Raw genomic sequence first — 25,688 nt, forward strand, 5'->3', positions numbered from 1 at the left:
CCACTAAATCCGCGCTGTGTTGTGGAGGATCAGTGCTGGTAGCCGAGGCGGTCAGGGAGGGGGATGGGGTGGCCTGCGTCGAGCAGGGTCAAGCCGATGCCCTCGGCGAAGGTGCCGATCCGGGTGGCGGCGACCGGTGGCGGCGTGTCGCAGGCGAAGAGCAGTTCGTAGTCGTCGCCGGCGGTCGCGGCGGTCAAGGCGTCGTGGCCAAATGCCTTGAGATCGTCCGACCGTGGCACGTCGGCGAGGTCGATCGTTACCGCAAGGCCGCTTGCCGCCGCCATGCGGGTCGCGTCGATCAGCAGGCCGTCGGACACGTCCATCATTGCGTGGACGACAGGTGCGAGCGCCCGCCCTTCGGCGAGGCGCGGGGTCGGGCGGCGGTAGCGTTGCAGCAGCGCGTCGGGGCCGTCCGTTCCTTGCGCGATGGCGAGGCCCGCGCCGGCATCGCCGATCTTGCCGGTTACCCACAGCGCGTCGCCGGCCTTCGCGCCGTCGCGGCGGGGGGCATGGGCACTGCGGCCGAGCGCGGTCAGTGAGAGGAGGCGGGGGGCGCCTCGCGGCAGCTTGACCGTGTCGCCGCCGAGCAGGGGGCAGGCGAAGGTGCGCAGCACGTCGTCGAGCCCGGCAAGGAACGCGCGGTCCCAGTCGTCGTCGCCGATCGGAACCCCGAGCATCACGCCCACCGGCACCGCGCCCTTGGCGGCGAGGTCCGACAGGTTGGTCGCGACCAGTTTCCACGCGACGTCGGCGGGGGGCTCGTTGCCGAGGAAATGGACCCCCTCGACGATCATGTCCTTACTCAAGACGAGGTCGCCGAGATGCGCGGCATCGTCGGTAAGCCCATGCGCACCGGGATGGAGCGGCAGGGTGCGCAGCGCGGCGATGAAGTCGGCCTCGGTCATGGGCGTCTGTTGCGCCCGCGGGGCGGCCCAAGTAAAGCGCCAGTCGCCCATGACCGACCCCATCATCATCGCCGTGCCCAAGGGGCGTATCCTCGACGAAGCGATGCCGCTGCTCGCCCGCGCCGGCATCGTGCCCGAGGCGGCGTTCCGCGATCCCGACAGCCGGGCGCTGCGCTTCAAGACCGACAGGGCCGATATCGACCTGATCCGCGTCCGCGCGTTCGACGTGGCGACGTTCGTGGCGCATGGCGCGGCGCAGCTGGGCATCGTCGGGTCGGACGTGCTGGCCGAGTTCGACTATTCGGAGCTGTACGCGCCGGTCGACCTGAAGATCGGGCATTGCCGCATCTCGGTCGCCGAACCTGCCGGTATGGCGGCGACCGACGATCCCCGCGGATGGAGCCATGTGCGCATCGCCACCAAATATCCGCATACCACCCAGCGCCATTTCGCCGCGCGCGGGGTTCAGGCGGAGTGCGTGAAGCTGAACGGCGCGATGGAACTGGCGCCGGTGCTGGGCTTGGCGCCGCGCATCGTTGATCTGGTGTCGTCGGGGCGGACGCTGAAGGAGAATGGCCTCGTGGAAGTCGAAACCATCGCCGAGGTGACGTCGCGGCTGGTCGTCAACCGGGCGGCGTTCAAGACGCGTGGCGCGGTCGTGCCGCTGGTCGACGCGTTTCGCCGGGCGGTGGCGGCATGATCCGGCTGGACGTAAGCGCGGCGGGCTTCGCCGCCGACTTCGCCACGCTGGTCGATGCGCGGCGCGAGGCGGACAGCGATGTGGCGCGCGACGTCACCGCGATCCTGCGCGCGGTGCGGGATGAAGGCGATGCGGCGGTCCGCGCCTTTACCGAGAAGTTCGACGGGCATGATCCGGACGCGACCGGCTGGCGGATCGAACTGGCCGAATGCCGGGCGGCGCTCGACGGGCTCGACCCGGAGCTGCGCGCGGCGCTCGAATTGGCGCATGACCGGATCGTCGCCTATCATGCGAAGCAGCGGCCCGAGGATCGTGACGAGGTCGATGGCGACGGCGTGCGGCTGGGCGCGCGGTGGAGCGCAGTCGCGGCGGCGGGGGTCTATGTGCCCGGTGGCCGCGCCGCCTATCCGTCGTCGGTGCTGATGAACGTAGTCCCGGCCAAGGTCGCCGGGGTCGAGCGGATCGTGATGGTCACGCCGACGCCCAAGGGTGAGGTCAATCCGCTGGTGCTGGCCGCCGCGGCGCTGGCCGGAGTCGACGAGGTCTGGCGGATCGGCGGGGCGCAGGCCGTCGCCGCGCTCGCCTATGGCACCGACCGGATCAAGGCGGTCGATGTGGTGACCGGCCCGGGCAATGCGTGGGTCGCCGAGGCCAAGCGGCAATTATACGGCGTGGTCGGGATCGACATGGTCGCGGGGCCGTCCGAGATCGTGGTCGTCGCCGATGGGCAGAATGATCCGGCATGGATCGCCGCCGATCTGCTCAGCCAGGCCGAGCATGACCCGACCAGCCAGTCGATCCTGTTCACCGACGATGCGGGCTTTGGCGATCGGGTGGCGCAGGCGGTCGACGACCAGATCGCCGAGTTGGCGACCGGACAGGTGGCGCGGGCGAGCTGGGATGCGAACGGGGCGATCGTGGTCGTGCCGACGCTGGCCGATGCGATGCCGCTGGTCGACCGGCTGGCGCCCGAGCATCTCGAACTGGCGGTCGGCGATCCCGAGCCGCTGTTCCGCACGGTGCGCCATGCCGGTTCGGTGTTCCTCGGCCGCTATACGCCGGAAGCGGTCGGCGATTATGTCGCGGGGCCGAACCATGTGCTGCCGACCGGGCGGCGGGCGCGCTTCGCATCGGGGTTGTCGGTGCTCGACTATATGAAGCGGACCAGCTTCCTTGGGCTGGACGCGGCGGCGCTGGCGCGGATCGGGCCGGCGGCGGTGACGCTGGCCGGGGCCGAGGGGCTGCCGGCGCATGCCAAGTCGGTCGCCATCAGATTGTAATTGCTGGCATTTTACTACGCAGGCGGGGGCTTGGAGCGTCTGGCGTACGCCGGTTCTGCATGGCCCTGGACCCCCGCCTGCGCGGGGGAACGGTTGGGATTTGTGGGCCAAAGTTCACAAAGTTCACACTCGTGCACGTTTCGCGGCTGTGACGTTGCCGCGCATTCCGGATCGAACCTTGGCGGAGGCCGGGGTACGATCCGTCGGACGTAACTGGCCCGATGTTTTTGGCCAAAGTTCACGAAGTTCACACTCGTACGCAATTTGCGCGCCGGGCGTAGAACAGGCGGTGGCGGGGCGGACGGTTCAAAGAGCGCGGCGACGCTGGCACGGTTCCGCGATGTAGGAAAGCGCCCCCTCGACTTCCGAGCCGGACCGGGTCTATGGGGCGGCGCTTATGACCAGCAAGAATTCCCGCCCGCGCGGTGCCCGACAGGCCCGCGCCGCCGCCCGGTTGGCCGCCGTCCAGGCGCTGTACCAGCATGAGATGGAAGCGACGCCGATCCCGGCGCTGCTCCACGAATTCCACCAGCACCGGCTGGGCGCGACGATCGAAGAGGTCGAATATGCCGAGGCGGACGTTCATTTCTTCGACGATGTGGTCAAGGGCGTCGATGCGCGGCGCGAGGAGATCGATGCGATGATCGCATCCAAGCTGTCGACCGGCTGGACGCTCGACCGGCTCGACAAGCCGATGCGGCAGATCCTGCGTGCCGGGACCTATGAACTGATCGCGCGGCCGGACGTACCGGTGGCGGCGGTCATCAGCGAATATCTGGACGTCGCTGATGCGTTTTACGACCGGCGCGAGAAGGGGTTCGTGAACGGACTGCTGGATTCGGTGGCGAAGGTCGTTCGGGGGTAAATTTCCACGCGGCGACCGGCGCGCGAGGATGCGCCCGTTCGCCGCCTGCCGATGCTGTGGCACTGGCGGCGGGCCCACGCATGGTCCGCTGGACCGAAGGGAGCAGACCCATCCCGACCCCGATCCTGTTCGCCATCGCTGCGCTGCTCGAAATCGGCGGCTGCTTCGCCTTCTGGGCATGGTGGCGGCTCGACCGTTCGCCATGGTGGCTGTTGCCGGGCGTCGCCGCGTTGGCAGCCTTTGCGTGGGTACTGGCACAGAGCGACGTCGCCGGGGCGGGGCGCGCCTATGCGGCCTATGGCGGCATCTACGTGTTGAGCGCGGTGTTGTGGGGCTGGGCGGTCGAAGGACTGGTGCCCGACCGGTTCGACCTGGCCGGTGCCGCGCTGTGCGTCGGCGGCTGCTCGGTGATCCTGTTCGGTCCGCGATAGGGGATTGGAGCGGGTAACGGGAATCGAACCCGTGTATTCAGCTTGGAAGGCTGCTGCACTACCATTGTGCTATACCCGCCCGCACGCTGCGGCGTGGAGGCATTGCCACTGCCACAGTCGGGCGGACATGGTCAATGGTGTGCGTTCGTCATACCTACGCCGAACGGAGTAGGAGCGAACGCCGTATCCGCGGCGCATATTGCTGGCGTTCGAGCGGCGGACGCCATAAATACCGCCGCCCAATGGCCAAGATCACCACCCCACGCCCCGTCCGGGGCACGCAGGACATATTCGGCGATTTCGAGCGGCGCTTCACCCATGTCGCCGAGACGTTCGAGCGCGTCCGCCGCCTCTATTGCTTTTCGCGGGTCGAGGTGCCGGTCTTCGAATCGACCGCGGTGTTCGCGCGCTCGCTGGGCGAGACGACCGACGTCGTGTCGAAAGAGATGTATTCGTTCGAGGATCGCGGCGGCGATTCGCTGACGCTGCGCCCCGAATTCACCGCCGGCATCGCCCGCGCGTACCTGACCGAGGGGTGGCAGCAATATGCGCCGCTGAAGCTCGCGACGCATGGGGCCGTATTCCGCTACGAACGCCCGCAAAAGGGCCGCTATCGCCAGTTCCACCAGATCGACGCCGAGGTGATCGGCGCGGCCGAGCCGATGGCCGATGTCGAATTGCTGGCGATGGCCGACCAGCTGCTCCACGAACTGGGCATCGCCGATGGGGTGACGTTGCAGCTGAATACGCTGGGCGATGCCGCGACGCGCGACGCATGGCGCGCGGCCCTGGTCGAGCATTTCGAGAGTCATCGCGGCGACCTGTCGGAGGACAGCCTCAAGCGGCTCGACAAGAATCCGATGCGCATTCTCGATTCCAAGGACCCGCGCGATCGACCGATCGCCGATTCGGCACCGGGGATCGACGCATATTTGACGGCGGAGGCGGCGGACTTCTTTGCGGCGGTCACGTCGGGACTGGACGCCGCGGGCGTCCAGTGGACCCGCAACGACCGGCTGGTGCGCGGGCTGGACTATTATCGCCACACGGCGTTCGAATTCGTCACCGACCGGCTGGGTGCGCAGGGAACGGTGCTGGCCGGCGGGCGCTATGACGGGCTGATCGAGAGCCTCGGTGGCCCGGCGACGCCGGGCGTCGGCTGGGCGGCGGGGATCGAGCGGCTGGCGATGTTGCTGGAAGAGCCCGAGGCTCCCCGCGCCGCCGTCTGCGTCATCCCGCGCGAGGCCGGGGCGGATACGCCCGCCATGGCGCTGTTGCAGGAACTGCGCGGGGCCGGGGCGGTCGCCGATATGGCCTATCGCGGCAATCTGAAGCGCCGCATGGTCAAGGCCGACAGCCAGGGCGCGTCGATGGTCGCGCTGGTCGGGGCCGATGGATCGGTGACGGTCAAGCTGCTGGTGACCGGTCGCCAGATCGAACTGACCGCCGGGGACCGCGACGCATTCCTGCATGCGGCCACGCTTTATTCATCGGGACTGACCGATGGCGAAGTCGATGGCGAATCGGTGTTGGACGAAATGATCGGCGAGTGGCGCGAAGGGCTCTGGCAGGTATCGGATAGCGAATGACCATCGCTCCCGAACGCATTGCCCAGATCGAGGCGCGGCGCGACGAGCTGGCGGCGCAGATGGCGACCGGCGACCTGCCCGGCGACCGCTTCGTCGCGGTGTCGAAGGAATATGCCGAGCTCGAACCCGTCGCGGCGGCGGCGGGTGAGGTGCGGCGGCTGCGCGCCGAGAGCGAGAGCCTGCAATATATGACGCAGGACGTCGACGACGATCTGCGCGCGATGGCGGTAGAGGAACTGCACGCCAACCGCCAGCAACTTGACGCTGCGGAACGCGCGCTGGCGCTCGCGCTGCTGCCGCGCGATGCGGCCGACGAACGCGCGGCGATGCTCGAAATCCGCGCCGGGACCGGCGGCGACGAAGCGGCGCTGTTCGCGGGCGACCTGTTCCGCATGTACCAACGCTATGCCGACAATCGCGGCTGGCGGGTCGAGCTGATCTCGGCATCGGTGTCGGATGCCGGCGGCTACAAGGAAGTCGTCGCCAGCGTGACCGGCGCGGGCGTGTTCGCACGGCTGAAGTTCGAGTCCGGCGTCCACCGCGTGCAGCGCGTGCCCGCGACCGAGAGCGGCGGACGCATCCATACCAGCGCCGCGACCGTCGCCGTCCTGCCCGAGGCGGAAGAGGTCGACGTGCAGATCGACGACAAGGACCTGCGCATCGATGTCTATCGCTCGTCGGGGCCGGGGGGGCAGTCGGTCAACACCACCGATTCGGCGGTGCGGATCACCCACTTGCCGACCGGGCTGGTCGTAATCCAACAGGACGAGAAGTCGCAGCACAAGAACAAGGCGAAGGCGCTGAAGGTCCTGCGCACCCGGCTCTACGAGGCCGAACGCGCGCGGCTGGCCGACGAACGCGCCGGCACGCGCCGGTCGATGGTCGGGTCGGGCGACCGGTCGGAGCGTATCCGCACCTATAATTTCCCGCAGGGGCGGGTGACCGACCATCGCATCAACCTGACGCTGCATCGCCTGCCGGAAATTTTGGAAGGCGAGATGGACGAACTGATCGGTGCGCTGATTTCGCAGGACGAAGCGGAGCGGCTGGCGACGCTGGATGCTTGATTTTCGTTCACGTGAAGGCGCGAAATTCCTCTTCTTCGCTTCGCGTCTTCGCGTGAGCCCATGACCACGCTCCGCCAAGCGCTGGCGCAGGCAACGGCGCGGATTGCCGTCGTCTCGGACTCCCCCCGCCTCGACGCCGAACTGCTCGCCGCCTATGCGCTGGGCTGCACGCGCGAGGCGATGTTGCTCGCCCGGCTCGACGATGCGGTGCCGGTGGCGTTCGAGGCGCTGGTCGAGCGCCGCCTGACTCATGAACCGGTTGCCTATATCACCGGCACCCGCGCCTTCTGGACGATCGACCTGATGGTAGGCCCGGGCGTGCTGGTGCCGCGCGCCGACAGCGAAACGCTGATCGAGGCGGCGGTCGCGCATTTCGCGGGCGGTGCGCCCGGCCGCATCCTCGACCTCGGCACCGGGCCCGGCACGCTGTTGCTGGCAGCGCTCGCCGAATGGCCGGGGGCGAGCGGGCTGGGCATCGATGCGTCGGATGCGGCGCTCGATTATGCCCGCCGCAATGCGGCGGCGCTGGGGATGGCGGATCGCGCCGTCCTGCGCACCGGCGACTGGACCGCCGGCATCGACGAACGCTTCGACCTGATCCTCGCCAACCCGCCCTATATCGGGACGGCGGAGGTGCTGCCACAGGAGGTGGTGGGCCACGAGCCCGCAGCGGCGCTGTTCGCCGGGGCCGACGGGCTCGACGATTACCGGCGGATCGTCCCCGATCTGCCGCGGCTGCTTTCCCCCGCCGGGATCGCCGCGATCGAGATCGGCCATGAACAGGGGGAAGCGGTGATGGCACTGGTCGAGGGAGCCGGTCTGTCCGCGCGACTGGTGCGCGATCTGGGCGGGCGGCCGCGTTGTCTGATTGCCGGTTGAAATGCACCGGATCGGACACATATTTTCCCTTGGATAAGCCGTGCGCAGCCGCTAAGACCGGCTCGGGGCAGGCACCATCGACCAGGTCGTTGATTGCGGGACGTGGCTCCTTCCATCGTCATGTGTACCACTGTCGTCCGGTGGTCATGGCAGGCGGACGGTGCCCATGCATCGCCTTGCGGATTTGCTCGCATCCGGGATCGGTAGATCGACGGACAGGTAAGGACAGGACAACCAACCCTTGATGAACAATCGTCAGGCCGGCCGCCGTCGCGGTCGCGGTGGCCAGCGTCAGCCGGGAAGCGGCGGCGGCAACCCGCGCGACAACGGCAATCGCATCGACAATCGCGCCCGCGGCAACGCCGCGCAGTTGCTGGAAAAGTACAAGAACCTCGCCGCCGACGCCCAACGCGCCGGCGACCGGGTGAACACCGAATATTATCTCCAGTTCGCCGACCATTATTTCCGCGTGCTCGAAGCCGGCCGCTCGCGCGTCGAGGAACAGCGCCGCGCCCGCGACGAGTTCGACGGTGCCGATGACGAGGATTTCGATCTCGACGAGAACGAGGCCGGCAACGATCGCGGCAACCAGCGCGAGGATCGGCAGCGCGACGACCGCGGCAATCGCGACGATCGCCAGCCGCGTGCTCAGCGCGAGGACCGCTATGCCCGTGACGATCGCCAGCCGCGCGAAGACCGCGGCCAGCGCGACGATCGCGCCCCCCGCGAAGAGCGTCAGGCCCGCGAAGATCGCGCGCCGCGCGAGGAGCGTCAGCCGCGTGAAGAGCGTCAGCCCCGCGAGCGGCTGCGTCGTGACAGTGGCCGGATGCAGCAGCCTGCCGCCGATCCGGGCGAACAGCGCGGCGTCGAAGGCGAAGTCGGCACGCAACAGGTCGAGGCTGCTCCGGTAGCGGCGCCTTCGCCCGCTCCAGCACCGGTCGCCGCCGAAGCGGCCGAGGCCAAGCCGGTTCGTCGCCGCACCCCGCGCGCGCGCGTCGAAGCAGCGCCCGCGCTGGTCGAGGAAGCGGCACCGTCGATCGAAGCGGATCGCCTGCCGCCGGCGCTGTCGGCCGGCGACGATACCGCCGAGCGTCCGCGTCGCCGTCGCCGCGTCCGTACCGAGGAAGAGGCCGTGCCGCCGGCTGCCTGATCGGATGCACGATCGCTGAAAACGAAAGCGCCCCGGGTCAAACCGGGGCGTTTTTCTTGTCGGCCTCAACGCTGCGCGCGTGGTTTCCAGGTGACGACGCGGTAGAGATAGAACAGTACGATCGCGACCGACATGCCGATCGCGACCGGGCCGACATAATGGTCGAGCTGTTCGAAATTCGATCCCAGCCACAGTCCGGCATAGGCCAGCACCGCGTTCCACACGATGCTGCCGGTGAAGGTCGCGAGGAAGAAGCGCCAGCGCGGCATGCACGCCATGCCGGCGGGCAGCGAGATCATCGTGCGAAAGGTCGGCATGAAGCGGAACACGAACACCGTCTTGCCGCCATGTTTGCGGAAGAAGCGGTGCAGCTTCTCGACATCCTCCCACTCGACCGTCAGCCACCGGCCCCAGCGATCGACGAAGGGTTTCAGCCCGTGATAGCCGAAGCGCCGGCCGATCGCGTACCAGAAATAATTGCCGGCGGTCGTGCCCGCGGTACCCCATAGCAGTAGCGGCACCATCGCCATGTCGCCGCGCGCCACCGCCATCCCGCCCAGGCCCATGATGACCTCCGACGGGATCGGCGGAACGACATTCTCCAGCGCCATCAGCAGGAAGATGCCGAGATAACCGCCACGCGCGATGGCATCGAGGATGAAGGTCGTCATGGGAGTGCGGAACGTGCGGCGCCGGCTTTCGTGCCGTTGGGGGTACGTGCCCGCCGCCGCTTCCCGCCACCTACGTCACCCCAGCGCAGGCTGGGGTCTCGCGGTGATGGCGCGAGACAGGAGCCGCAAGAGACGCCAGCCTGCGCTGGGGTGACGCTTGTTAATGGGGAACGTGTGGCTACTTCGCCGCCACCCGTGCCTCGATCGCATTCCAGATCATGCCCGCGACGTCGGTGCCGTCGAACTTCTCGATCGCGACGATGCCGGTGGGGGAGGTGACGTTGATCTCGGTCAGCCATTCGCCGCCGATCACGTCGATTCCGACGAAGATCAGTCCGCGCCGCTTCAATTCCGGCCCCAGCGCGGCGCAGATCTCGCGCTCGCGCTCCGTCAACTCGGTCTTGGCCGCAGTGCCGCCGACCGCGAGGTTGGAGCGGATTTCGCCGGCACCGGGCAGGCGGTTGACCGCGCCCGCGACCGCGCCATCGACCAGCACGATCCGCTTGTCGCCCTGCGCCACCGCCGGCAGGAACGCCTGCACCATATGCGGCTCACGATAGGCGGTGTTGAACACTTCGATCAGCGACGACAGATTCTGCGCATCGCTGTCGATCTTGAAGATCGCCTTGCCGCCATTGCCATGCAGCGGCTTGACCACGATCGAGCCATGCTCGGCGAGGAACGCACGCGCCTCGTCGACCGATCGGGTGATGAGCGTCGGCGGCATGAAGCGCTGATAATCGAGCACGAACAGCTTCTCGGGCGCGTTGCGCACCGATGCCGGATCGTTGACCACCAGCGTCCGGTCGCTGATCCGCTCGAGCAGATGCGTCGCGGTGATATAGCCGAGGTCGAAGGGCGGGTCCTGCCGCATCAGCACGACATCGGCCTGTTCGCCCAGATCGAGCGACACCGGATCGCCGAGCATGAAGTGATCGCCGACCACCCGCTGCACCGTCACCGGATGGGCCCGCGTCCACACCCGGTCGCCCGACTGGTTCAGGTCCTCAGGCGCGTAATGGAAGAGCCGGTGGCCACGCGCCTGCGCCGACAGCATCAGCGCGAAGGTCGAATCGCCAGCGATGTTGATACCCGCGATGGGGTCCATCTGGACGGCGACGGTCAGCGACATAGGAATCTCCGATGGTTCGCGGCTCAGGTAGGCGCGGGGGCCGCGAATGTCACGTCAGCGTAGCGGCTGACCCGAATCCTTCCAGCGATCGAGGATCTGCGAGTCGGCCGGCAGCGCAGGTGCCGCAGGTGCCGCGGGTGTCGCCAAGGCGGCGGGCGCGGGCGGGGGTGGCGCCGCGATCGGTATCGTCACGCTCGGCATGGCGGTGGCGGGTAGCGGCGGGGGCTGCAACGGTCCAGGCAGCGGCTCGCCACCCATATAGCGGTCGCGAAAGGCGGCGGGGGTGCCCCACCACCCCTTCCACCGGTGGAAGAAATGCGCGCCGAACACCCCGGTCATCACCAGCCCCCGGTTCCACGGCGGCGTGACCGCATAGGTATGGTAATGCGTCGCCAGCCCGACCGGTGCGAACACTTCGCCGGTCAAGGCGCGCGCCGCGACCCGCCGGGCGCGCAGCCAGACCGCAGGTGCCGGCATCCGCGCCATCGCTCCGTCGCAGGCAAAGCTGAACTGGCAACGCGGATGGTCCGCCCCCTGAAACACCACGCCGCACACCGTCGCCGGAAAGGCGGGATGCCGCACGCGGTTGAGCACGACCTGCGCCACCGCGCGCTGCCCGGCATCGGGTTCGTTGCCGGCTTCGTAATAGACTGCGCTGGTCAGGCATTGCAGCGCGCGGGCACGGTCAAGCTGGGTGCCGCGCAGGACGAAGGGTTGGGCGGCGCGGATCGAGGTGTCGGTAGTGTCGTTCGGGACGGGCGGCGGGGGCAGGGCGGTCGTGCCGGTCTCGCCCCGGCGGACGGGGGCGTCGAGCAACAGCAGCGCCGCGCCGGGGAAATGGTCGTCGGCTTCGTAGCCGAAGCGGGCCGGCGGGGGCGCCGGTTGCGGTTCATTTGGTTGGAACCGGGCGAGTGCGATTCCAGCGAAGAACAGGGCGATAGCGGTCGCTATCCACCGGTTCCGGTCAAGGGTCGCAAACGCTGCCATCGTGCTGGCTTGTAACCGAAATATGTAGCCACATAGTGAACCAAACCCTCCCCGGCACGGGGAGGGGGACCAGCCGCAGGCTGGTGGAGGGGGGTGTCCATCGGCGTTGCGCTGGCGGCGATCCCCCTCCACCACCGCTACGCGGCGGTCCCCCTCCCCGTACCGGGGAGGATTTGGTGAAATCCGAACTGGACAGTCGCAAGGCGGTCCCCCTCCCCGCGGAGCGGGGAGGATTTGGTTACCGCAGATCCGCGCTCCCCAGATCGACCGATGCCGCCGGGATGACCAGCAACCCCGGATACGCCGCGCGCAGCGGTTCGAGGAACTGCTTGGCGTCGCCGACCACGACGATGCTCGCCGCCTTCGGGTCCATCACCCGCGCCGCGACCGACTGGACCGCCGCCGGCCCGACCGCTTCGACCGAGGGGAGGAAGGTCGCGATCCGGGCGAGCGGGACGCCATCGGCGACATAGGTGGCGATGGTGCCGGCAATGCCGCTGGTCCGTTCGATCGTCCGCCCGAAATTGCCGGTCAGCACCGCTTTGCGCGTCGCCAGTTCGGCTTCCGGTGCCGGTTCGCTGCCCAGACGGCGGAATTCGTCGGTGATGATCTTGACGACCTCGGGTGCCGACGGGTTCTTGGTCTGGGTCGACGCGCCGATCAGCCCATTGGCGCGGCGCGCATCGAGCTCGGATCGGGCGCCATAGGCCAACCCGCGCTTGATGCGGATTTCCTGGTTGAGCCGCGAGGAAAAGCCGACGCCCAGCGTCGCATTGGCGACGGCGGCGGGGAAATAATCCTTGTCGTCGCGGGCGATGCCGGGACGGGCAACGACCACGCCCGCCTGTCCGGCACCCGGCATGTCGACGACGATCACCTGCGGTCGGGGCGCGGCATAGACCGGCGGGGGAGCGGCAGGCGTACCCCGCTCGGCCGTCCAGTCGCCGAACAGACGCGTGGCCAGCGCCGTTCCGGCATCGGCGGTCAGATCGCCGACCAAAATTAGCGTCGCCTCGTCCGATTGCCATGCGCGACGATAGGCGGACACCACGTCGTCGCGCGTGATCGCCTTCAGCGAAGCCGGCGTGCCGGTTGCCGGATGGCCATAGGGCGACGCGCCGAACACCGCGCGATCGGCGACCAGGCCCGCCAACTGCCCCGGATCGGTCAGCGCGACGCTGACCCCGTCGATCGTGCGGGTGCGCAGCCGGTCGATTTCCTCCTGTGCAAAGGCCGGGTTGCGCGCGACATCGGCGAGGATGGCAAGCGCGGGCGCGGCCTGCGCCGACCCGACGGTCAGCGTTACGCTCTGCGAATCCCAGCCCGCGCCGCTGCCGATGCTGCCGCCGAGCGATTCGACGGCGCGCGCGATCTCGGTCGCCGAACGTGTCTTCGTACCCTGTGTCAGCAGGCCGGCGGTCAGTTCGCCGACGCCAGCGCGTCCTTCGGGATCGGCGACCGCGCCGCCGCCACCGACCAGCGCGGCGGTGATGACCGGCAGTCCGCGCTTCTCGACGACCACGACCCGCATGCCGTTGGGCAGGCGGCGTTCTACGGGCACGGGAATCGCGACCTGCACCGGCGCGGCGGGGGCGGGGGGCAGGATGCGCTGCCCTTCGGGCGCGGGCGTGTGGATGGCGATGCCCGGCGGCACCGCCAGCGGCGCGGTGACGACGCTGTCGGCGATGGCGATCGTATCGCTCGCCGCGTTCGCCGGCTTGGCGGTGTCGGGCAGATAGCGGATCGTCGCGGCGCGGTTGGCCGCCAGCCAGGTGCGGGCGACGCGCTGGACATCGGCGGCGGTGACCCGGCCGATCGCGGCGAGGCCCTTGTCGGCGGCCTGCGGATCGCGCTCGACGATCACGCCCTGCGCCAATGCCGACGCTTTCCCCTCCGCCGTTTCGCGCGACAGCAGTTCGGCGGTGGTGATCTCGTTCTTGGCCTCGGCCAGTTCGGCGGACGTGGGCGGGGTCGCGATCAGGCGGGCGACCTCGCGCTTCAGCGCCGCCTCGCCCTCCGCTACCGACTTGCCGCCGGCAAGGATCGCGTAGAGCGCCAAGGTGCCCGGCCCCTGCTTGGCGTCGAGCTGCACGCCGACGTCCTGCGCGATCTGATCGCGATAGACCAGCAACTGGTGCAGGCGCGAATTGTCGCCGCTCGACAGGATCGCGTCGAGTACCTCGAGCGCCGCCTGATCGGGATGGTTGGCGGGCGGCAGCGGATAGCTGATCAGGACGACGGGCAACGGCGTGTTCGCCTCGTACACCGTCTTCGTCACCGGTTGCTGTCGAACGGGTTCGTCGGTGGTCACGCGCGGGATCGGGCGGCCGGGCTTGGCGATGGGGCCGAAATACTGGTCGACCCAGCGGTTGAGATGTGCGGGATCGAAATTACCCGCGACCACCAGCACCGCATTGTCGGGCCGGTAATAGGTCGCGTGGAAGGCGCGAATATCGTCGATCGTCGCCGCATCCAGATCGGCGATCGACCCGATGCCGGGCCGGGCATAGGGATGGCGGCTGTACGACACCATCGGCGCGTAGAGGCCGAACAGCTTGCCATAGGGCTGGGCGAGGATGCGACTGCGCAATTCCTCCTTCACCACCTCGCGTTCCGACGCGAAGGTCTTGGGATCGACGACCAAGGTCGCCATCCGGTCCGCCTCGGCGAACAACAGCCGTTGCAGGTGGTTGGCCGGCACCACCTCGTAATAATTGGTATAGTCGTCGGCGGTGGAGGCGTTGTTGTAGCCGCCGACATCCTCGGTCAGCCGGTCGAGCTGTTCGGGGACGAGGTTGCGCGTCGCCTTGAACATCAGATGCTCGAACATATGCGCGAACCCCGACCGCCCTGCGGGATCGTCCTTTGACCCGACATCGTACCAGACCTGCACCGACACGTTCGCGCTCGACGTGTCGCGAATGGCATAGACGCGAAGGCCGTTGGGCAGGGTGCGTTCGGTATAGGCGATCGGCGGGACCGTCGCCTGCGCGGCCGTCGCGGCGCGCTGCTGCGCATGAGCGGGGGCGAATAGGGCGGTCGAAAGCAGCAGCGCAAGGCCGAGACGCATCGGGAAACTCCGGCAGGATTGGTGCCGGAGATGTGGGCCGCTGGAGCGGCAGGTGTCAACGTATCATCGGTTACCAGCGTCACACCGGATCGGCCGGCGCGACGCTGTCACCGATCAGCTCTTCTTGCGCCCCGCATTGGCATAGAGCAGCGCGGCGGCGAGGGCCGCCGAACCGATGCCGATGCCCACGCCGATCGGCACCAGCGGCCATGGCTGCCCCTTGGAAGGCTGCTTCGTGTCGGCAGCCGCCTCGGCGACGCGCTTGGCTTCCTTGGCGGCCGCGGCGACCTCGTTCAGTTCAGTCTTCTCGGTCATATTCCTCTCCCTCTCTTATGCTCTAACGTTTCTCGGCGCGGTAGCGTGCCCGGAAATTGTCGGCAAAAACGGTCAGCGTATCGCTGGCGATCGCGGCGCGCAGATCGGCCATCAGCGCCTGATAGAAATAAAGATTATGCTCGGTCATCAGCATCGCGCCGAGGATTTCCCCCGCGCGCACCAGATGATGGAGATAGGCGCGGCTGAAATTGCCGCAGGTCGGGCAGGCGCAGTCGGGGTCGAGCGGGCCCAAATCTTCCGCGAATTTGGCGTTGCGGATGTTGATCGGGCCGGTCCGCGTGAACGCCTGTCCGGTGCGGCCCGACCGCGTCGGCAGCACGCAATCGAACATGTCGATGCCGCGTTCGACCGCGCCAACGATATCGTCGGGCTTGCCGACACCCATCAGGTAGCGCGGCTTGTCGACCGGCAACTGCTGCGGCGCATAATCGAGCACGCCGAACATCGCCTCCTGCCCCTCGCCGACCGCAAGACCGCCGACCGCATAGCCGTCGAAGCCGATATCGATCAGCGCATCGGCGGACGCCTTCCGCAACTTTTCGTCGAGCGCACCCTGCTGGATGCCGAACAGCGCGGCGCGCGACGCATGGTCCTCGCCCGAATCGAAGCCCGCCCGGCTGCGGCGCGCCCAGCGCATCGATCGTTCCATCGCGCGCGCCTGCACGTCGCGGGTCGAGGTGGTCGGCACCAGCTCGTCGAACGCCATGACGATGTCGCTGCCCAGCAGCCGCTGGATTTCCATCGACCGTTCGGGGCTCATCAGATGGCGGGTGCCGTCGAGATGGCTCTTGAACTCGACGCCATCCTCGGACCGCTTGGTCAGCTCGGACAGGCTCATCACCTGATAGCCGCCGCTGTCGGTCAGGATCGGGCGGTCCCAGCCCATGAAGGCATGCAACCCGCCCAGCCGCGCGACCCGCTCGGCGCTAGGACGCAGCATCAGGTGATAGGTATTGCCGAGCAGGATATCGGCACCGGCGGCGCGCACGTCCTGCGGCTTGACCGCCTTAACCGTGGCGGCGGTGCCGACCGGCATGAAGGCGGGGGTGCGGATCTCGCCACGTTGCATGGCGATGGTCCCGGTGCGGGCGCGGCCGGAGGTGGCGGTGACGGTAAAGGCGAAACGGGGCGGCATAAGGGGTCGCGTCATGCCGGACCTTACCCGCGCTGTCGACCGTTGTTGCGGCTTCGCGATAGGAGAGACGCCATGCCCGAACCGCTCAATCCCGGCGACGACGCCGCCCCCGGTACGTCCGGCACCGGCGAGGACATCTGCCCCCGTTGCGGCGGCAAGGGCACGATCGATGGCGGCGAGTGCCAGAATTGCGGCGGCACCGGCAAGGTGATCGAAGGCATCGGCGGCGCCTAAATCCTCCCCGGCACGGGGAGGGGGACCAGCGAAGCTGGTGGAGGGGGATGTCCGCAAGTGGTACGTTTGAGGAAGCCCCCCTCCACCACCCCTTCGCGGCGGTCCCCCTCCCCGTGCCGGGGAGGAATTTTAGATCGCCGCTAGCGCCTGTTCGAAATCGGCGATCAGATCGTCGGCATCCTCGACCCCGATCGAGATGCGCACCAGATTGTCGGTGATCCCCAGCGCCGCCTTGCGCGCGTCGGGCACCGACAGATGCGTCATCCCCGCCGGATGGCTCGCCAGCGTCTCGGTCCCGCCGAGGCTGACCGCCAGCTTGGCGATGGTCAGCGCGTCGAGGAATGCGAACGCCTCGCGCTCGCCGCCCTTCAGATACAGCGAAAAGGTCGATCCGCCGCCGGTGCAATGGCGGCGATAGATATCCGCCTGGCGCTCCATTCCCTTGGCGTCCTTCAGGAAGCCGAGATAGCCGACCCGCTCGACCTTCGGATGATCGCGCAGGAAGGCGCAGACCTTCGCCGCATTCTCGCCCGCCCGGCTCATCCGCAGTTCGAGCGTCTCCAGCGACCGCAACAGCATCCACGCGGTATTCGGGTCGCAGATCGTGCCGATGGTGTTGCGCATCGAGCGGATGGTGTTGATGTGTGCCTTCGGTCCCAGCACGCCGCCCGCGACCAAGTCACTGTGTCCGCCGGCATATTTGGTCAGCGAATAGACGACAAGGTCGGCGCCGTGTTGGAGCGGTTGCTGCCAAAGTGGCCCCAGAAACGTGTTGTCGATCGCGATCGGCGGCTTGTCCTCGCCAGTGCCGAACACGGTGTCCCGCGCGACCGCCACCGCTTCGATATCGACCAGCGCGTTGGTCGGGTTGGCCGGGCTTTCGAGGTAGATCAGCGGCACGCGGCCTTCGGCCTTGCGGAGTACCGCTTCGATCTCGTCCTGCGTGGCACCAGCGGGGAAGTCGAGATAGTTGACCCCGAAGCGGCCGAGCACGCGGCCGATCAGCGTCTCGGTCGCGGCATAGAGCGGCCCCGAATGGATGATCGTGTCGCCCGGCTGGACCATCGACAGGAACAGCGTCGCGATCGCCGACATGCCGCTGGAAAAGACCAGCGCGTCCTCCGCAGCTTCCCACACGCCCAGCCGATCCTCGAGGATTTCCTGGTTCGGACCGTTGAAGCGCGAATAGACCAGCCCTTCGGCCCCGCCGGGACGCTTGCCGGTCACGCCCTCGAAATGGCGCTTGCCCGCGGCGGCATTGGGAAAGACATAGGTCGAGGTCGCGAAGATCGGCGGTTTCAGCGATCCTTCGGACAGCACCGGGTCATAGCCATGGCCCATCATCAGCGTCGCCGGCTTCAGCCGCCGCCCGCCGACGGTGTCGACCGGCGGTTTGGGACGGCGGCGCGGCGGCACGCCGGTCAGATCGGCTTCGGTTTCGTCGGACATTGCGAATCTCTCCTGCTTTTTCGGAGAGGGTAGCGATAGTTACGGGAGAAACCAAATCGGGCGTTCAGGGGCGGGCGATCCCGATCACCGACAATTGCCGCCCGTAATCCGGTTCCCCGCGATGCGTCGCGCGGCGGAAGCTGTAGAAGCGGTCTTCCTGCGCATAGGTGTCGAGGCCCAGCGCCTCGATCCGCCGCACCCCCGCCGCCGCCAGCCGGTGGACGACATAGGCCTCCAGATCGAACCGCGCATGGCCGGGGCGGTTTTCGGCGAAGAAGCGTTCGTTGGCCGGATCGGTCGCGCAGAAGCGTTCGACAAAGCCCATATCGACTTCATAGCTTGCCCGCGCGATGCAGGGGCCGATCGCGGCGGCGATGCGGTCGGCGCGGGCGCCGAGCTTTTCCATCTGGGCGATGGTCGCGTCGGTGATGCCCCCCAGCGCCCCCTTCCACCCGGCATGCGCCGCACCGATCACCCCGGCGTCGCGGTCGGCGAGCAGCACCGGCGCGCAATCGGCGGTGACGATGCCGAGCAGGATGTCGGGCCGTTCGGTGACCATCGCGTCGCCCTGCGGCCGGTCGCTGTCGGGAAAGGCGGTGAGCACGCGCACGACCGAGGCGCTATGCGTCTGGTACAGCCCGCACAGCGCCGCGCCGGGCAGCACCGCGGCGACGGCACGCGCGCGGTTCTTCGCCACCGCCGCCGGATCATCGGCAGAACCCAGGCCGACATTCAGCCCGGCGACGACACCGGTCGACACCCCGCCACGCCGGCCGAGAAAGCCGTGCGCCACGCCTTTCAGCGCGGCGGCGCGGATGACCTCGACCGCGCTCACATCCTTGTCGGTCACAGGGCCACCCGCATCACGTCATCCACGTCCCGATGACTGCCGACCATGAAGTCGTAGCTGCCGACCCGTTCAAAGCCATAGCGTTCATAGAAACGCCGCGCGCGATGATTGTCGACGAACACCGACAGATAGAGTTCGTCGGCACCGGTCGCGCGCGCCTGTTCCAGCATATGTTCCATCATCCGCGCGGCGAGACCGCTGCCCTGCCAGCCGCTGCGCACATAGAATTGGCGCAGTTCGATCGGCTTGCCCTGCGGCGTGAAGGGCAGCGAGGGCGGGCCGAGCTTGGCGTAGCCGGCCGCTTCGTCGTCCGCCATCGTCAGCACGATATGATAGCGCGGATCGGCCAATTCCGCCGTCCAGTTGTCGGGCGTGTGGTTGGTGAGGAAGGCGGCGAGATCGGCGGGGTCGTAGAGATGGCCAAACGTCTCGGTAAAGGTTTCCGCGCCGATCCGAGCAAGCAGCGCGGCATCGGCGATCGTGGCCGGGCGCAACAGCGGGGTCATGCGAACCCCGCCGGGGCCGGCCAGCCGGGGCTGGTAATCGCGATCGCCTTGAATAGACTACCCATCTGTTCGTCCTCGACCAGACGGTCGCGATCGGCGCGCAGCCCTTCGGCGCGGTCGGGCGATTTGGCCGACAGCGCCTGTACGCGGGCGTCGATGCCGAGCGCCTTTAGCAACGTCCCCTGTTCGATCGGGCCGTAGGCGACGGCATCCTCCGCCCGCGCCGCTTCGGCGAGCGTCGCGAAGTCGACATGCGCGGTCAGGTCCTGTTCGCCCGGAACGTCATAGGGATTGACGAAGCCGTGACCACGCACCGCCTGCAACGTGTCGCCGATCGCCGGGCCGCTATAGCCATAGTCGATCACGATCGCGCAGCCGCCCTGCGCGACTAGCCGTTTGGCAAGCTGGCGCATGATGGCGACGGAGGCTGGCGCGGTTTCGAGGACCGATCCGACCGGCGCATCGCGCAGGTGTGGCGGAATGATCGGGTCGAAACCCCGTTGTCCCACGACCGGCAGGAACAAAGTGTCCTGACACGCGACCAGCCGCTCGCGCCAGCCCTCCGCGGTCTTCACCAGCTGCCGGATCGGCAGTGCGTCGAAGAATTCGTTGGCGACGACCAGCAGCGGGCCGTCGTCGGGCAAGCCGACACTGTCCATCGCCCATTCGGCCTGCGGCACGCGCTTCGCCTGTTCGGCGCGCAGCGTCGGCGAGGTTTCGACGAAATGGACGCTGGGGGTGCAGCCGGCGGAAGCCATGGCGCGCAATGCATCAGCGGCGAGCGTCCCGCGACCGGGACCGAATTCAACATAGCGCGCCGCCGGACGCCCGGCGCGATCCCATTGGTCGGCCAGCGACAGGCCGATCAGCTCGCCGAACATCTGGCTGATTTCGGGCGCGGTGGTGAAATCGCCGTTCGCGCCCAGCGGGTCGCGCGTCGCGTAATAATGCGCATTGGCCGCGCCCATGAACTGGGCGAGGCTGATCGGCCCGGCCAGCGTGATCGCACGGGCGAGCCGTTCGGGAAGGGCGGGATCGGTCACAAATCCTCCCCGGCACGGGGAGGGGGACCGCCGCGAAGCGGTGGTGGAGGGGGGTGTCCGCAGGTGCAGCCGGAATGGAGTTGGCGACCCCCCTCCACCATGCTGCGCATGGTCCCCAGCATCGGGTCGGATCGTCCCCCGGACGATCCTCGGCCATGCGGGGCATGGCCGACCCGGTGCTCCGTGCCGGGGAGGATACTCACGCCACGCTCTCCGTGCCGGCGATCGGTTCCACCCGCACGCGGCGCTTCTTGGCGGTCGCGATCAGGTAGATGCCGCCGGCGATCATCGGCAGCGTCAGCCACTGGCCCATGTGCAAGCCCGTCGCTTGGGCGAACTCGACCAGCTGCGCATCGGGTTCGCGCCAGAATTCGACGACGAAGCGCGACAGGCCGTAGCCGAGCAGGAACGCGCCGACCAGCTTGCCCGGCTGGTAGCGGGCATCGGTCTTCCAGAACAGGAACCACAGGACGAGGCCGAGCAGCAGCCCTTCGAGACCGGCTTCGTACAACTGGCTGGGATGACGCGCCGGGTCGAGCCCGCCGGGAACGGTGCGCGGGAAGACGACCGCCCATGGCACGTCGCTCGGCCGGCCCCACAGTTCGCCGTTCACGAAATTGGCCAGCCGGCCAAAGAACAGCCCGAACGGCGCGCAGCACGCGACATAATCGTGGACGCGCAGCCAGTTGAGCCCATGCTTGCGCGCGAGCAGGATGATGCCGATCGCTGTGCCGATCACCCCACCATGGAACGACATGCCGCCGTCCCACAGCCGCAATATCTTGATCGGATCGAGGATCATTTCGGGCGCGTAGAACAGGACATAGCCGATCCGCCCGCCGAGAATGATGCCGAGCGTCGCATAGAAGACGAAGTCGTCGGCATGGCGCCGCGCCATCGGTGCGCCCGGCTGGTCGAGCAGCTTCAGGAGATACCACCAGCCGACAAGGATGCCCGCGATATAGGCCAGCGAATACCACTTCAGCTGGAAGAAGCCGAGGTTCAGCGCGACCGGGTCCAGCCCGAGATCGCTGTAGCGGATATGGCCCGCGGCCATGCCGATATTGCCGGCGGCGGTGGCGAGGGTGGAAAGGATCAAGGGGGAACGCTCCGGCTGTGTGGCGACGGGTAATATCGGGCTCGGCGGCATAGGGAAACAGAAACTCCTCCCCGCTTTGCGGGGAGGGGGACCGTCCGGCGGAGCCGGATGGTGGAGGGGCAAGGCCGCAAACGTGGCGCCCGTGGCCTTCCCCTCCACCAGCCTGCGGCTGGTCCCCCTCCCCACGTGGTGGGGAGGATTGCGAGTGACGCTACGCCTTCCCCCGACGCGAGCGAGCGTGATACGGCACGGTAATGCCCGGACCTTCCACGCCCCGCATCACCCGCCGCAACCTGCTGATCGGCGGCGGGGCGGGGGTCGGGTTGATCGTCGCATGGGGGCTGTGGCCGCGTCGTTACGGCGTCAATCTCGCCGCCGCCGAGGGCGAGAGCGTGTTCGGCGCCTATCTGAAGATCGGCAGCGACGGGCAGGTCACCGTCGCGGTGCCGCAGGCCGAACATGGCCAGGGCGTCTATACCGCGCTGCCGCAGATCGTGGCCGACGAACTGGGCGCCGACTGGCGCACGGTCGCGGTGGAGGCGGCGCCGATCAACCCGCTTTACGCCAATCCGCTGGCCGCCGGCATCCTGTTCGGCGATGCGCTGGCGCTGTTGCCGGAAGCGACGCGCGCGACCCATGCCGAGCGCACCGCGCTCATGCTGACCGCCGGGTCGACCTCGGTCCGCCGGTTCGAGGCACCGCTGCGCGCGGCGGGCGCTGCGGCGCGGGTATTGCTGTGCAAGGCGGCGGCGCGCGGCTGGGGCGGCGATTGGCGCAGTTGCGGCACCGCCGACGGGTTCGTGGTGATGGGCGAGCGGCGCGAACGCTTCGGGGTGCTGGCCGAACGCGCGGTGCGCGAGAGCCTGCCCGGCGGGGAGTTGCCGCTCAGGACCGGCGACGACAAGCGGCTGATCGGCACGCCCGCCCCCCGGCTCGACGCGCCGGCCAAGGTCGATGGCAGCGCGACCTTTGCGGGTGATGTGCGCAGGCCCGGCATGGTCTTCGCCTCGATCCGGCAGGGGCCGATCGGTGATGCGCGGCTGCTGAGCATCGACAAGGCGGCGGCCGAAGCGGTGCCGGGGGTGGTAAGCGTGGTACAGACCGATCGCTGGGTCGCGGCCGCCGCGACGACATGGTGGGCGGCCAATCGCGCGGTCGATGCGATGGCGCCGCGCTTCGAGACGCACGGGTTGGTCGACGATCGCTCGATCGCCTCAGCGCTCGATGCCGCGCTGGCGGGGGAGGGGGCGCGGGTCCATGACGCGGGCGATGTCGATGCGGCCTTTGCGGGCGGGCGGACGCAGACCGCGACCTATCGCGTGCGCGCCGCGCTCCATGCCGCGATCGAGCCGACCAGCGCCACCGCCGAATGGAATGACGGCACGCTGACGCTGTGGATGCCGACACAGGCGCCGACGCTGGCGCGCGCTGCCGCTGCGCGCGCGATCGGCATCGACGAGGATCGGGTGATCCTGCACCCGACCATTGCCGGGGGATCGTTCGGTGCGAACCTAGACCACCGCGCCGCCGAACAGGTCGCGGTACTGGCGCGCCGGCTGGAGCGGCCGGTGCAGCTGACCTGGTCGCGCGGTGAGGATTGCCTTGCCGATCGCTATCGCACGCCCGCCGCCGCGCGGATGACGGCGCGGCTGGGGCGGGGCGGCAGCATCCTTGGCTGGCGGTCGCAGATCGCCGCGCCGCGTACCGGGCGCGATCTGGCTCGGTTGCTGCTGGGCGGTGACGTCGCGGCATCACTCGGTATGGCACTGCCCGGGGATCGCAGTGATGCGCTGGCGACCGAAGGCGCGGTGCCGGCCTATGGCGTGCCGAACGTCGCGGTCGATCACCATCCCGCCGATCTGGGTCTGCCGGCGGGCTGGTGGCGGTCGGGGGCGCACAGCTACACGGCGTTCTTCACCGAATGTTTCCTCGACGAACTGGCCGGCTTCGCGGGAATGGAGGCGCATTCGTTCCGCATCGCGATGCTGGGCGGCGACGTCGCGCTCGCGCGTTGCCTGTCGACCGTCGCGACGATGGGCGGGTGGCAGGGCGGGGTGCCCGGCAGCGCGCAGGGCATCGCCTGCCACCGGATGCGCGGATCGGCGATCGCCTGCATGGCGGAGGCGCGGCTCGACGGGGGGCGGGTGAAGGTCGACCGGCTGGTCGTCGCGGTCGATTGCGGGCGGATCATCAACCCCGATCTGGTCCGGCAACAGGTTGAGGGCGGGCTGATCTTCGGCATGGCGCAGGCGGTGGGGGCCGCGACCGGGTTCGATGCGAACCTGCCGGGGGTGCGCGGGTTCGGCGGCCTCGACCTGCCGCGGCTGGCCGATAGTCCCGAGATCATGATCGAACTGATCGAATCGGATGCCGATCCGGGCGGGGTCAGCGAACTGGCGGTGCCGGTCGTCGCCCCCGCCATCGCCAATGCGTTGCACGCCGCGACCGGGCGGCGCTATCGCACGCTGCCGCTTCTTACATAGGAAAGCGCTTGCCACCTTGGGCCGGCTCGCGCGTTACACCGCGCCATGGACCTGCCGCCGAATCACCCCGCCATTCCTAAGCGCCGCGTCGGCGTATTGCTGATGAACCTCGGGACGCCCGACGATCCCTCGCCGCGATCGGTGAAGCGCTATCTCGCCGAATTCCTGTCCGATCGCCGCGTCGTCGAAATTCCGCCGATCGCCTGGCAACCAATCCTGCGCGGCATCATCCTGAACACACGTCCAAAGAAGTCGGCGCACGCCTATCAGCAAGTGTGGAGCGAGAAGGGCTCGCCGCTCGCCGCGATCACCCGTGCGCAGTCGGAGGCGATGCAGGGCGCGTTCGGAGACGGGGTCGTGATCGACTGGGCGATGCGGTACGGCAATCCATCGATCGCCAGCCGGATCGAAACGCTTCGGCAACAGGGGTGCGAGCGCATCCTGCTGGCGCCGCTCTACCCGCAATATTGCGCAGCAACGACCGCGACGGCCAATGACAAGGCGTTCGCACACCTTGCCAAATTGCGCTGGCAGCCCGCGATCCGGACCCTGCCGCCCTATTATGACGACCCGCTCTATATCGATGCGCTGGCGACGACGCTGCGCGAGGATCTGGCCAAGCTGACCTTCGAACCCGATGCGATCGTCGCGAGCTTTCACGGGATGCCCGAACGGACACTGGAACTGGGCGACCCCTATCATTGCCATTGCCAGAAGACCGCGCGGCTGGTGGCGGAGGCGCTGGGCCGGCCGCTGACCGTCGCGTTCCAGTCGCGCTTCGGCCCGGCGAAATGGCTGGGCCCCGCCACGGACGAAACGTTGGTCGAACTGGCGAAGGCCGGCAAGCGCCGCGTCGCGATCTTCGCGCCCGGTTTCTCGGCCGACTGTCTGGAGACGCTGGAGGAACTGGCGATCCGCGGACGCGAGAGTTTCGAAGAAGCGGGCGGCACCGATTTCGCCTATCTTCCCTGCCTGAATGCTGAGCCGACAGGCAATAAAATGTTGCGCAACATTATCGCGCGCGAACTTGCGGGCTGGATCGACCCCGCCTAGCAGTAACGGAAATTCACTGGGAGAGAATGCATGGCACGGGTAGCGATCGTCACCGGCGGCACGCGCGGTATCGGCGAGGCGATCAGCCTCGCGCTCAAGGACATGGGCGTCACCGTCGCCGCCAACTATGCCGGCAATGACGAGAAGGCGAAGGCGTTCACCGAACGCACCGGCATCGCGGCGTTCAAATGGGACGTGGGCGATTTCGAAGCGACCCAGGCCGGCGTCAAGCAGGTCGAGGAAGCGATCGGCCCGGTCGATATCGTCGTCAACAATGCCGGCATCACCCGCGACGGCACGCTGCTGAAGATGACCTACGACATGTGGGAAGACGTGATCCGCACCAACCTCGGCGGTTGCTTCAACCTTGCCAAGGCGACCTTCCCCGGCATGCGCGACCGCAAATGGGGCCGCATCGTCAATATCGGTTCGATCAACGGGCAGGCCGGCCAGTACGGTCAGGTCAACTATGCCGCCGCCAAGTCGGGCATCCATGGTTTCACCAAGGCGCTGGCACAGGAAGGCGCGCGGTTCGGCGTGACCGTCAACGCGATTGCCCCTGGCTATATCGACACCGACATGGTCGCGGCGGTGCCGGCCGACGTGCTCGAAAAGATCGTAGCGAAGATCCCGGTCGGCCGTCTGGGCCAGGCGAGCGAGATCGCGCGCGGCGTCGCATTCCTGTGTTCGGAAGAGGGCGGGTTCGTGACCGGATCGACGCTCAGCATCAACGGCGGTCAGCACATGTACTGATGGCGCACCGGCGGGTTTTCC

At 68.3% G+C, this 25,688-nt stretch carries 24 protein-coding genes, 1 tRNA gene and 1 pseudogene; 13 read left to right on the forward strand and 13 right to left on the reverse strand.

Going from position 1 to position 25,688, the window contains the following annotated elements; genetic code table 11:
• Nucleotides 1-29: 29 nt before the first annotated feature.
• Nucleotides 30-905, reverse strand: coding sequence for a thiamine-phosphate kinase (thiL, locus tag ACTHQV_RS11885; RefSeq protein ID WP_440490512.1), 876 nt, complete (start codon nt 903-905; stop codon nt 30-32).
• A 49-nt stretch (nt 906-954) separates the two neighbouring features.
• Here thiL and hisG point away from each other — a divergent pair, with 49 nt between their 5' ends.
• The 4 genes from hisG to ACTHQV_RS11905 all read left to right on the forward strand — a co-directional run bounded on the left by hisG (nt 955) and on the right by ACTHQV_RS11905 (nt 4,181).
• Nucleotides 955-1,605, forward strand: coding sequence for an ATP phosphoribosyltransferase (hisG, locus tag ACTHQV_RS11890; RefSeq protein WP_440490513.1), 651 nt, complete (start codon nt 955-957; stop codon nt 1,603-1,605).
• Nucleotides 1,602-2,885, forward strand: coding sequence for a histidinol dehydrogenase (gene hisD / locus ACTHQV_RS11895; RefSeq protein WP_440490515.1), 1,284 nt, complete (start codon nt 1,602-1,604; stop codon nt 2,883-2,885). Before hisG ends, hisD begins: the two co-directional genes overlap by 4 nt.
• Before the next feature lie 397 nt (nt 2,886-3,282).
• Nucleotides 3,283-3,750 carry a transcription antitermination factor NusB gene (gene nusB, locus ACTHQV_RS11900; protein WP_440490516.1) on the forward strand — a complete coding sequence of 156 codons (468 nt, stop codon included), beginning with the start codon at nt 3,283-3,285 and terminating at the stop codon, nt 3,748-3,750.
• Nucleotides 3,751-3,830: 80 nt separating this feature from the next.
• Nucleotides 3,831-4,181 (forward strand): YnfA family protein, encoded by a 351-nt coding sequence (locus tag ACTHQV_RS11905; protein ID WP_440490517.1) that lies wholly within the window; start codon nt 3,831-3,833, stop codon nt 4,179-4,181.
• Between the two features lie 5 nt (nt 4,182-4,186).
• Here ACTHQV_RS11905 and ACTHQV_RS11910 read toward each other — a convergent pair.
• A tRNA-Gly gene (locus ACTHQV_RS11910) sits at nt 4,187-4,260 on the reverse strand.
• A 163-nt stretch (nt 4,261-4,423) separates the two neighbouring features.
• On the opposite strand from ACTHQV_RS11910, the gene hisS reads away from it, so the two are divergent.
• From hisS to ACTHQV_RS11935, 5 genes and pseudogenes are all read left to right on the forward strand, one after another.
• A complete protein-coding gene (hisS, locus tag ACTHQV_RS11915) occupies nt 4,424-5,770 on the forward strand; it encodes a histidine--tRNA ligase (protein ID WP_440490518.1) in 1,347 nt (448 codons plus the stop codon).
• On the forward strand, nt 5,767-6,837 hold the full coding sequence (gene prfA, locus ACTHQV_RS11920) for a peptide chain release factor 1 (RefSeq protein WP_440490520.1): 1,071 nt from the start codon (nt 5,767-5,769) through the stop codon (nt 6,835-6,837). Before hisS ends, prfA begins: the two co-directional genes overlap by 4 nt.
• A gap of 60 nt (nt 6,838-6,897) precedes the next feature.
• Nucleotides 6,898-7,716: a peptide chain release factor N(5)-glutamine methyltransferase gene (gene prmC, locus ACTHQV_RS11925; RefSeq protein WP_440490522.1), complete on the forward strand. Its 819-nt coding sequence runs from the start codon at nt 6,898-6,900 to the stop codon at nt 7,714-7,716.
• 244 nt (nt 7,717-7,960) lie between these two features.
• Nucleotides 7,961-8,143 (forward strand): annotated as a pseudogene (locus tag ACTHQV_RS11930) (DUF4167 domain-containing protein); the annotation flags it as partial.
• Between the two features lie 399 nt (nt 8,144-8,542).
• Nucleotides 8,543-8,866, forward strand: coding sequence for a hypothetical protein (locus ACTHQV_RS11935; RefSeq protein WP_440490790.1), 324 nt, complete (start codon nt 8,543-8,545; stop codon nt 8,864-8,866).
• A gap of 65 nt (nt 8,867-8,931) precedes the next feature.
• Here ACTHQV_RS11935 and ACTHQV_RS11940 read toward each other — a convergent pair whose 3' ends face one another.
• From ACTHQV_RS11940 to tgt, 6 genes are all read right to left on the reverse strand, one after another.
• Nucleotides 8,932-9,537: a DedA family protein gene (locus ACTHQV_RS11940; protein ID WP_242119234.1), complete on the reverse strand. Its 606-nt coding sequence runs from the start codon at nt 9,535-9,537 to the stop codon at nt 8,932-8,934.
• A 178-nt stretch (nt 9,538-9,715) separates the two neighbouring features.
• Nucleotides 9,716-10,669: a glutathione synthase gene (gene gshB, locus ACTHQV_RS11945; protein ID WP_440490523.1), complete on the reverse strand. Its 954-nt coding sequence runs from the start codon at nt 10,667-10,669 to the stop codon at nt 9,716-9,718.
• Between the two features lie 54 nt (nt 10,670-10,723).
• A complete protein-coding gene (locus ACTHQV_RS11950; RefSeq protein WP_440490524.1) occupies nt 10,724-11,656 on the reverse strand; it encodes a cell wall hydrolase in 933 nt (310 codons plus the stop codon).
• 238 nt (nt 11,657-11,894) lie between these two features.
• Entirely contained in the window at nt 11,895-14,726 is a 2,832-nt protein-coding gene (locus ACTHQV_RS11955) for a M16 family metallopeptidase (RefSeq protein WP_440490526.1), read from the reverse strand.
• Between the two features lie 114 nt (nt 14,727-14,840).
• Nucleotides 14,841-15,041, reverse strand: coding sequence for a hypothetical protein (locus tag ACTHQV_RS11960; protein ID WP_440490528.1), 201 nt, complete (start codon nt 15,039-15,041; stop codon nt 14,841-14,843).
• Nucleotides 15,042-15,063: 22 nt separating this feature from the next.
• Nucleotides 15,064-16,197 carry a tRNA guanosine(34) transglycosylase Tgt gene (gene tgt, locus ACTHQV_RS11965; RefSeq protein ID WP_440490779.1) on the reverse strand — a complete coding sequence of 378 codons (1,134 nt, stop codon included), beginning with the start codon at nt 16,195-16,197 and terminating at the stop codon, nt 15,064-15,066.
• A gap of 72 nt (nt 16,198-16,269) precedes the next feature.
• On the opposite strand from tgt, the gene ACTHQV_RS11970 reads away from it, so the two are divergent.
• Nucleotides 16,270-16,431, forward strand: coding sequence for a hypothetical protein (locus ACTHQV_RS11970; RefSeq protein WP_440490530.1), 162 nt, complete (start codon nt 16,270-16,272; stop codon nt 16,429-16,431).
• Nucleotides 16,432-16,560: 129 nt separating this feature from the next.
• Here ACTHQV_RS11970 and ACTHQV_RS11975 read toward each other — a convergent pair whose 3' ends face one another.
• The 5 genes from ACTHQV_RS11975 to lgt all read right to left on the reverse strand — a co-directional run bounded on the left by ACTHQV_RS11975 (nt 16,561) and on the right by lgt (nt 21,378).
• Nucleotides 16,561-17,880 (reverse strand): cystathionine gamma-synthase family protein, encoded by a 1,320-nt coding sequence (locus ACTHQV_RS11975; RefSeq protein ID WP_440490531.1) that lies wholly within the window; start codon nt 17,878-17,880, stop codon nt 16,561-16,563.
• Between the two features lie 64 nt (nt 17,881-17,944).
• A complete protein-coding gene (gene pgeF, locus ACTHQV_RS11980) occupies nt 17,945-18,715 on the reverse strand; it encodes a peptidoglycan editing factor PgeF (RefSeq protein WP_440490781.1) in 771 nt (256 codons plus the stop codon).
• A gap of 11 nt (nt 18,716-18,726) precedes the next feature.
• On the reverse strand, nt 18,727-19,236 hold the full coding sequence (locus ACTHQV_RS11985; RefSeq protein ID WP_440490532.1) for an N-acetyltransferase family protein: 510 nt from the start codon (nt 19,234-19,236) through the stop codon (nt 18,727-18,729).
• On the reverse strand, nt 19,233-20,279 hold the full coding sequence (locus ACTHQV_RS11990; RefSeq protein WP_440490534.1) for a class I SAM-dependent methyltransferase: 1,047 nt from the start codon (nt 20,277-20,279) through the stop codon (nt 19,233-19,235). The genes ACTHQV_RS11985 and ACTHQV_RS11990 overlap by 4 nt, the downstream gene beginning before the upstream one ends.
• A 199-nt stretch (nt 20,280-20,478) precedes the next feature.
• Nucleotides 20,479-21,378, reverse strand: coding sequence for a prolipoprotein diacylglyceryl transferase (gene lgt / locus ACTHQV_RS11995; protein WP_440490536.1), 900 nt, complete (start codon nt 21,376-21,378; stop codon nt 20,479-20,481).
• 254 nt (nt 21,379-21,632) lie between these two features.
• Between lgt and ACTHQV_RS12000 the strand changes: the two genes are divergently transcribed.
• From ACTHQV_RS12000 to phbB, 3 genes are read left to right on the forward strand one after another with little or no spacing between them, the layout of a single operon-like run.
• A complete protein-coding gene (locus ACTHQV_RS12000) occupies nt 21,633-23,861 on the forward strand; it encodes a molybdopterin cofactor-binding domain-containing protein (protein ID WP_440490537.1) in 2,229 nt (742 codons plus the stop codon).
• Nucleotides 23,862-23,906: 45 nt separating this feature from the next.
• On the forward strand, nt 23,907-24,914 hold the full coding sequence (gene hemH / locus ACTHQV_RS12005; RefSeq protein ID WP_440490538.1) for a ferrochelatase: 1,008 nt from the start codon (nt 23,907-23,909) through the stop codon (nt 24,912-24,914).
• Between the two features lie 30 nt (nt 24,915-24,944).
• On the forward strand, nt 24,945-25,667 hold the full coding sequence (phbB, locus tag ACTHQV_RS12010; RefSeq protein WP_440490540.1) for an acetoacetyl-CoA reductase: 723 nt from the start codon (nt 24,945-24,947) through the stop codon (nt 25,665-25,667).
• The last annotated feature ends 21 nt before the right edge of the window (nt 25,668-25,688 follow it).

The sequence above is a fragment of the Sphingomonas sp. SAFR-052 genome, from assembly GCF_051965015.1.
GTDB lineage: Bacteria > Pseudomonadota > Alphaproteobacteria > Sphingomonadales > Sphingomonadaceae > Sphingomonas.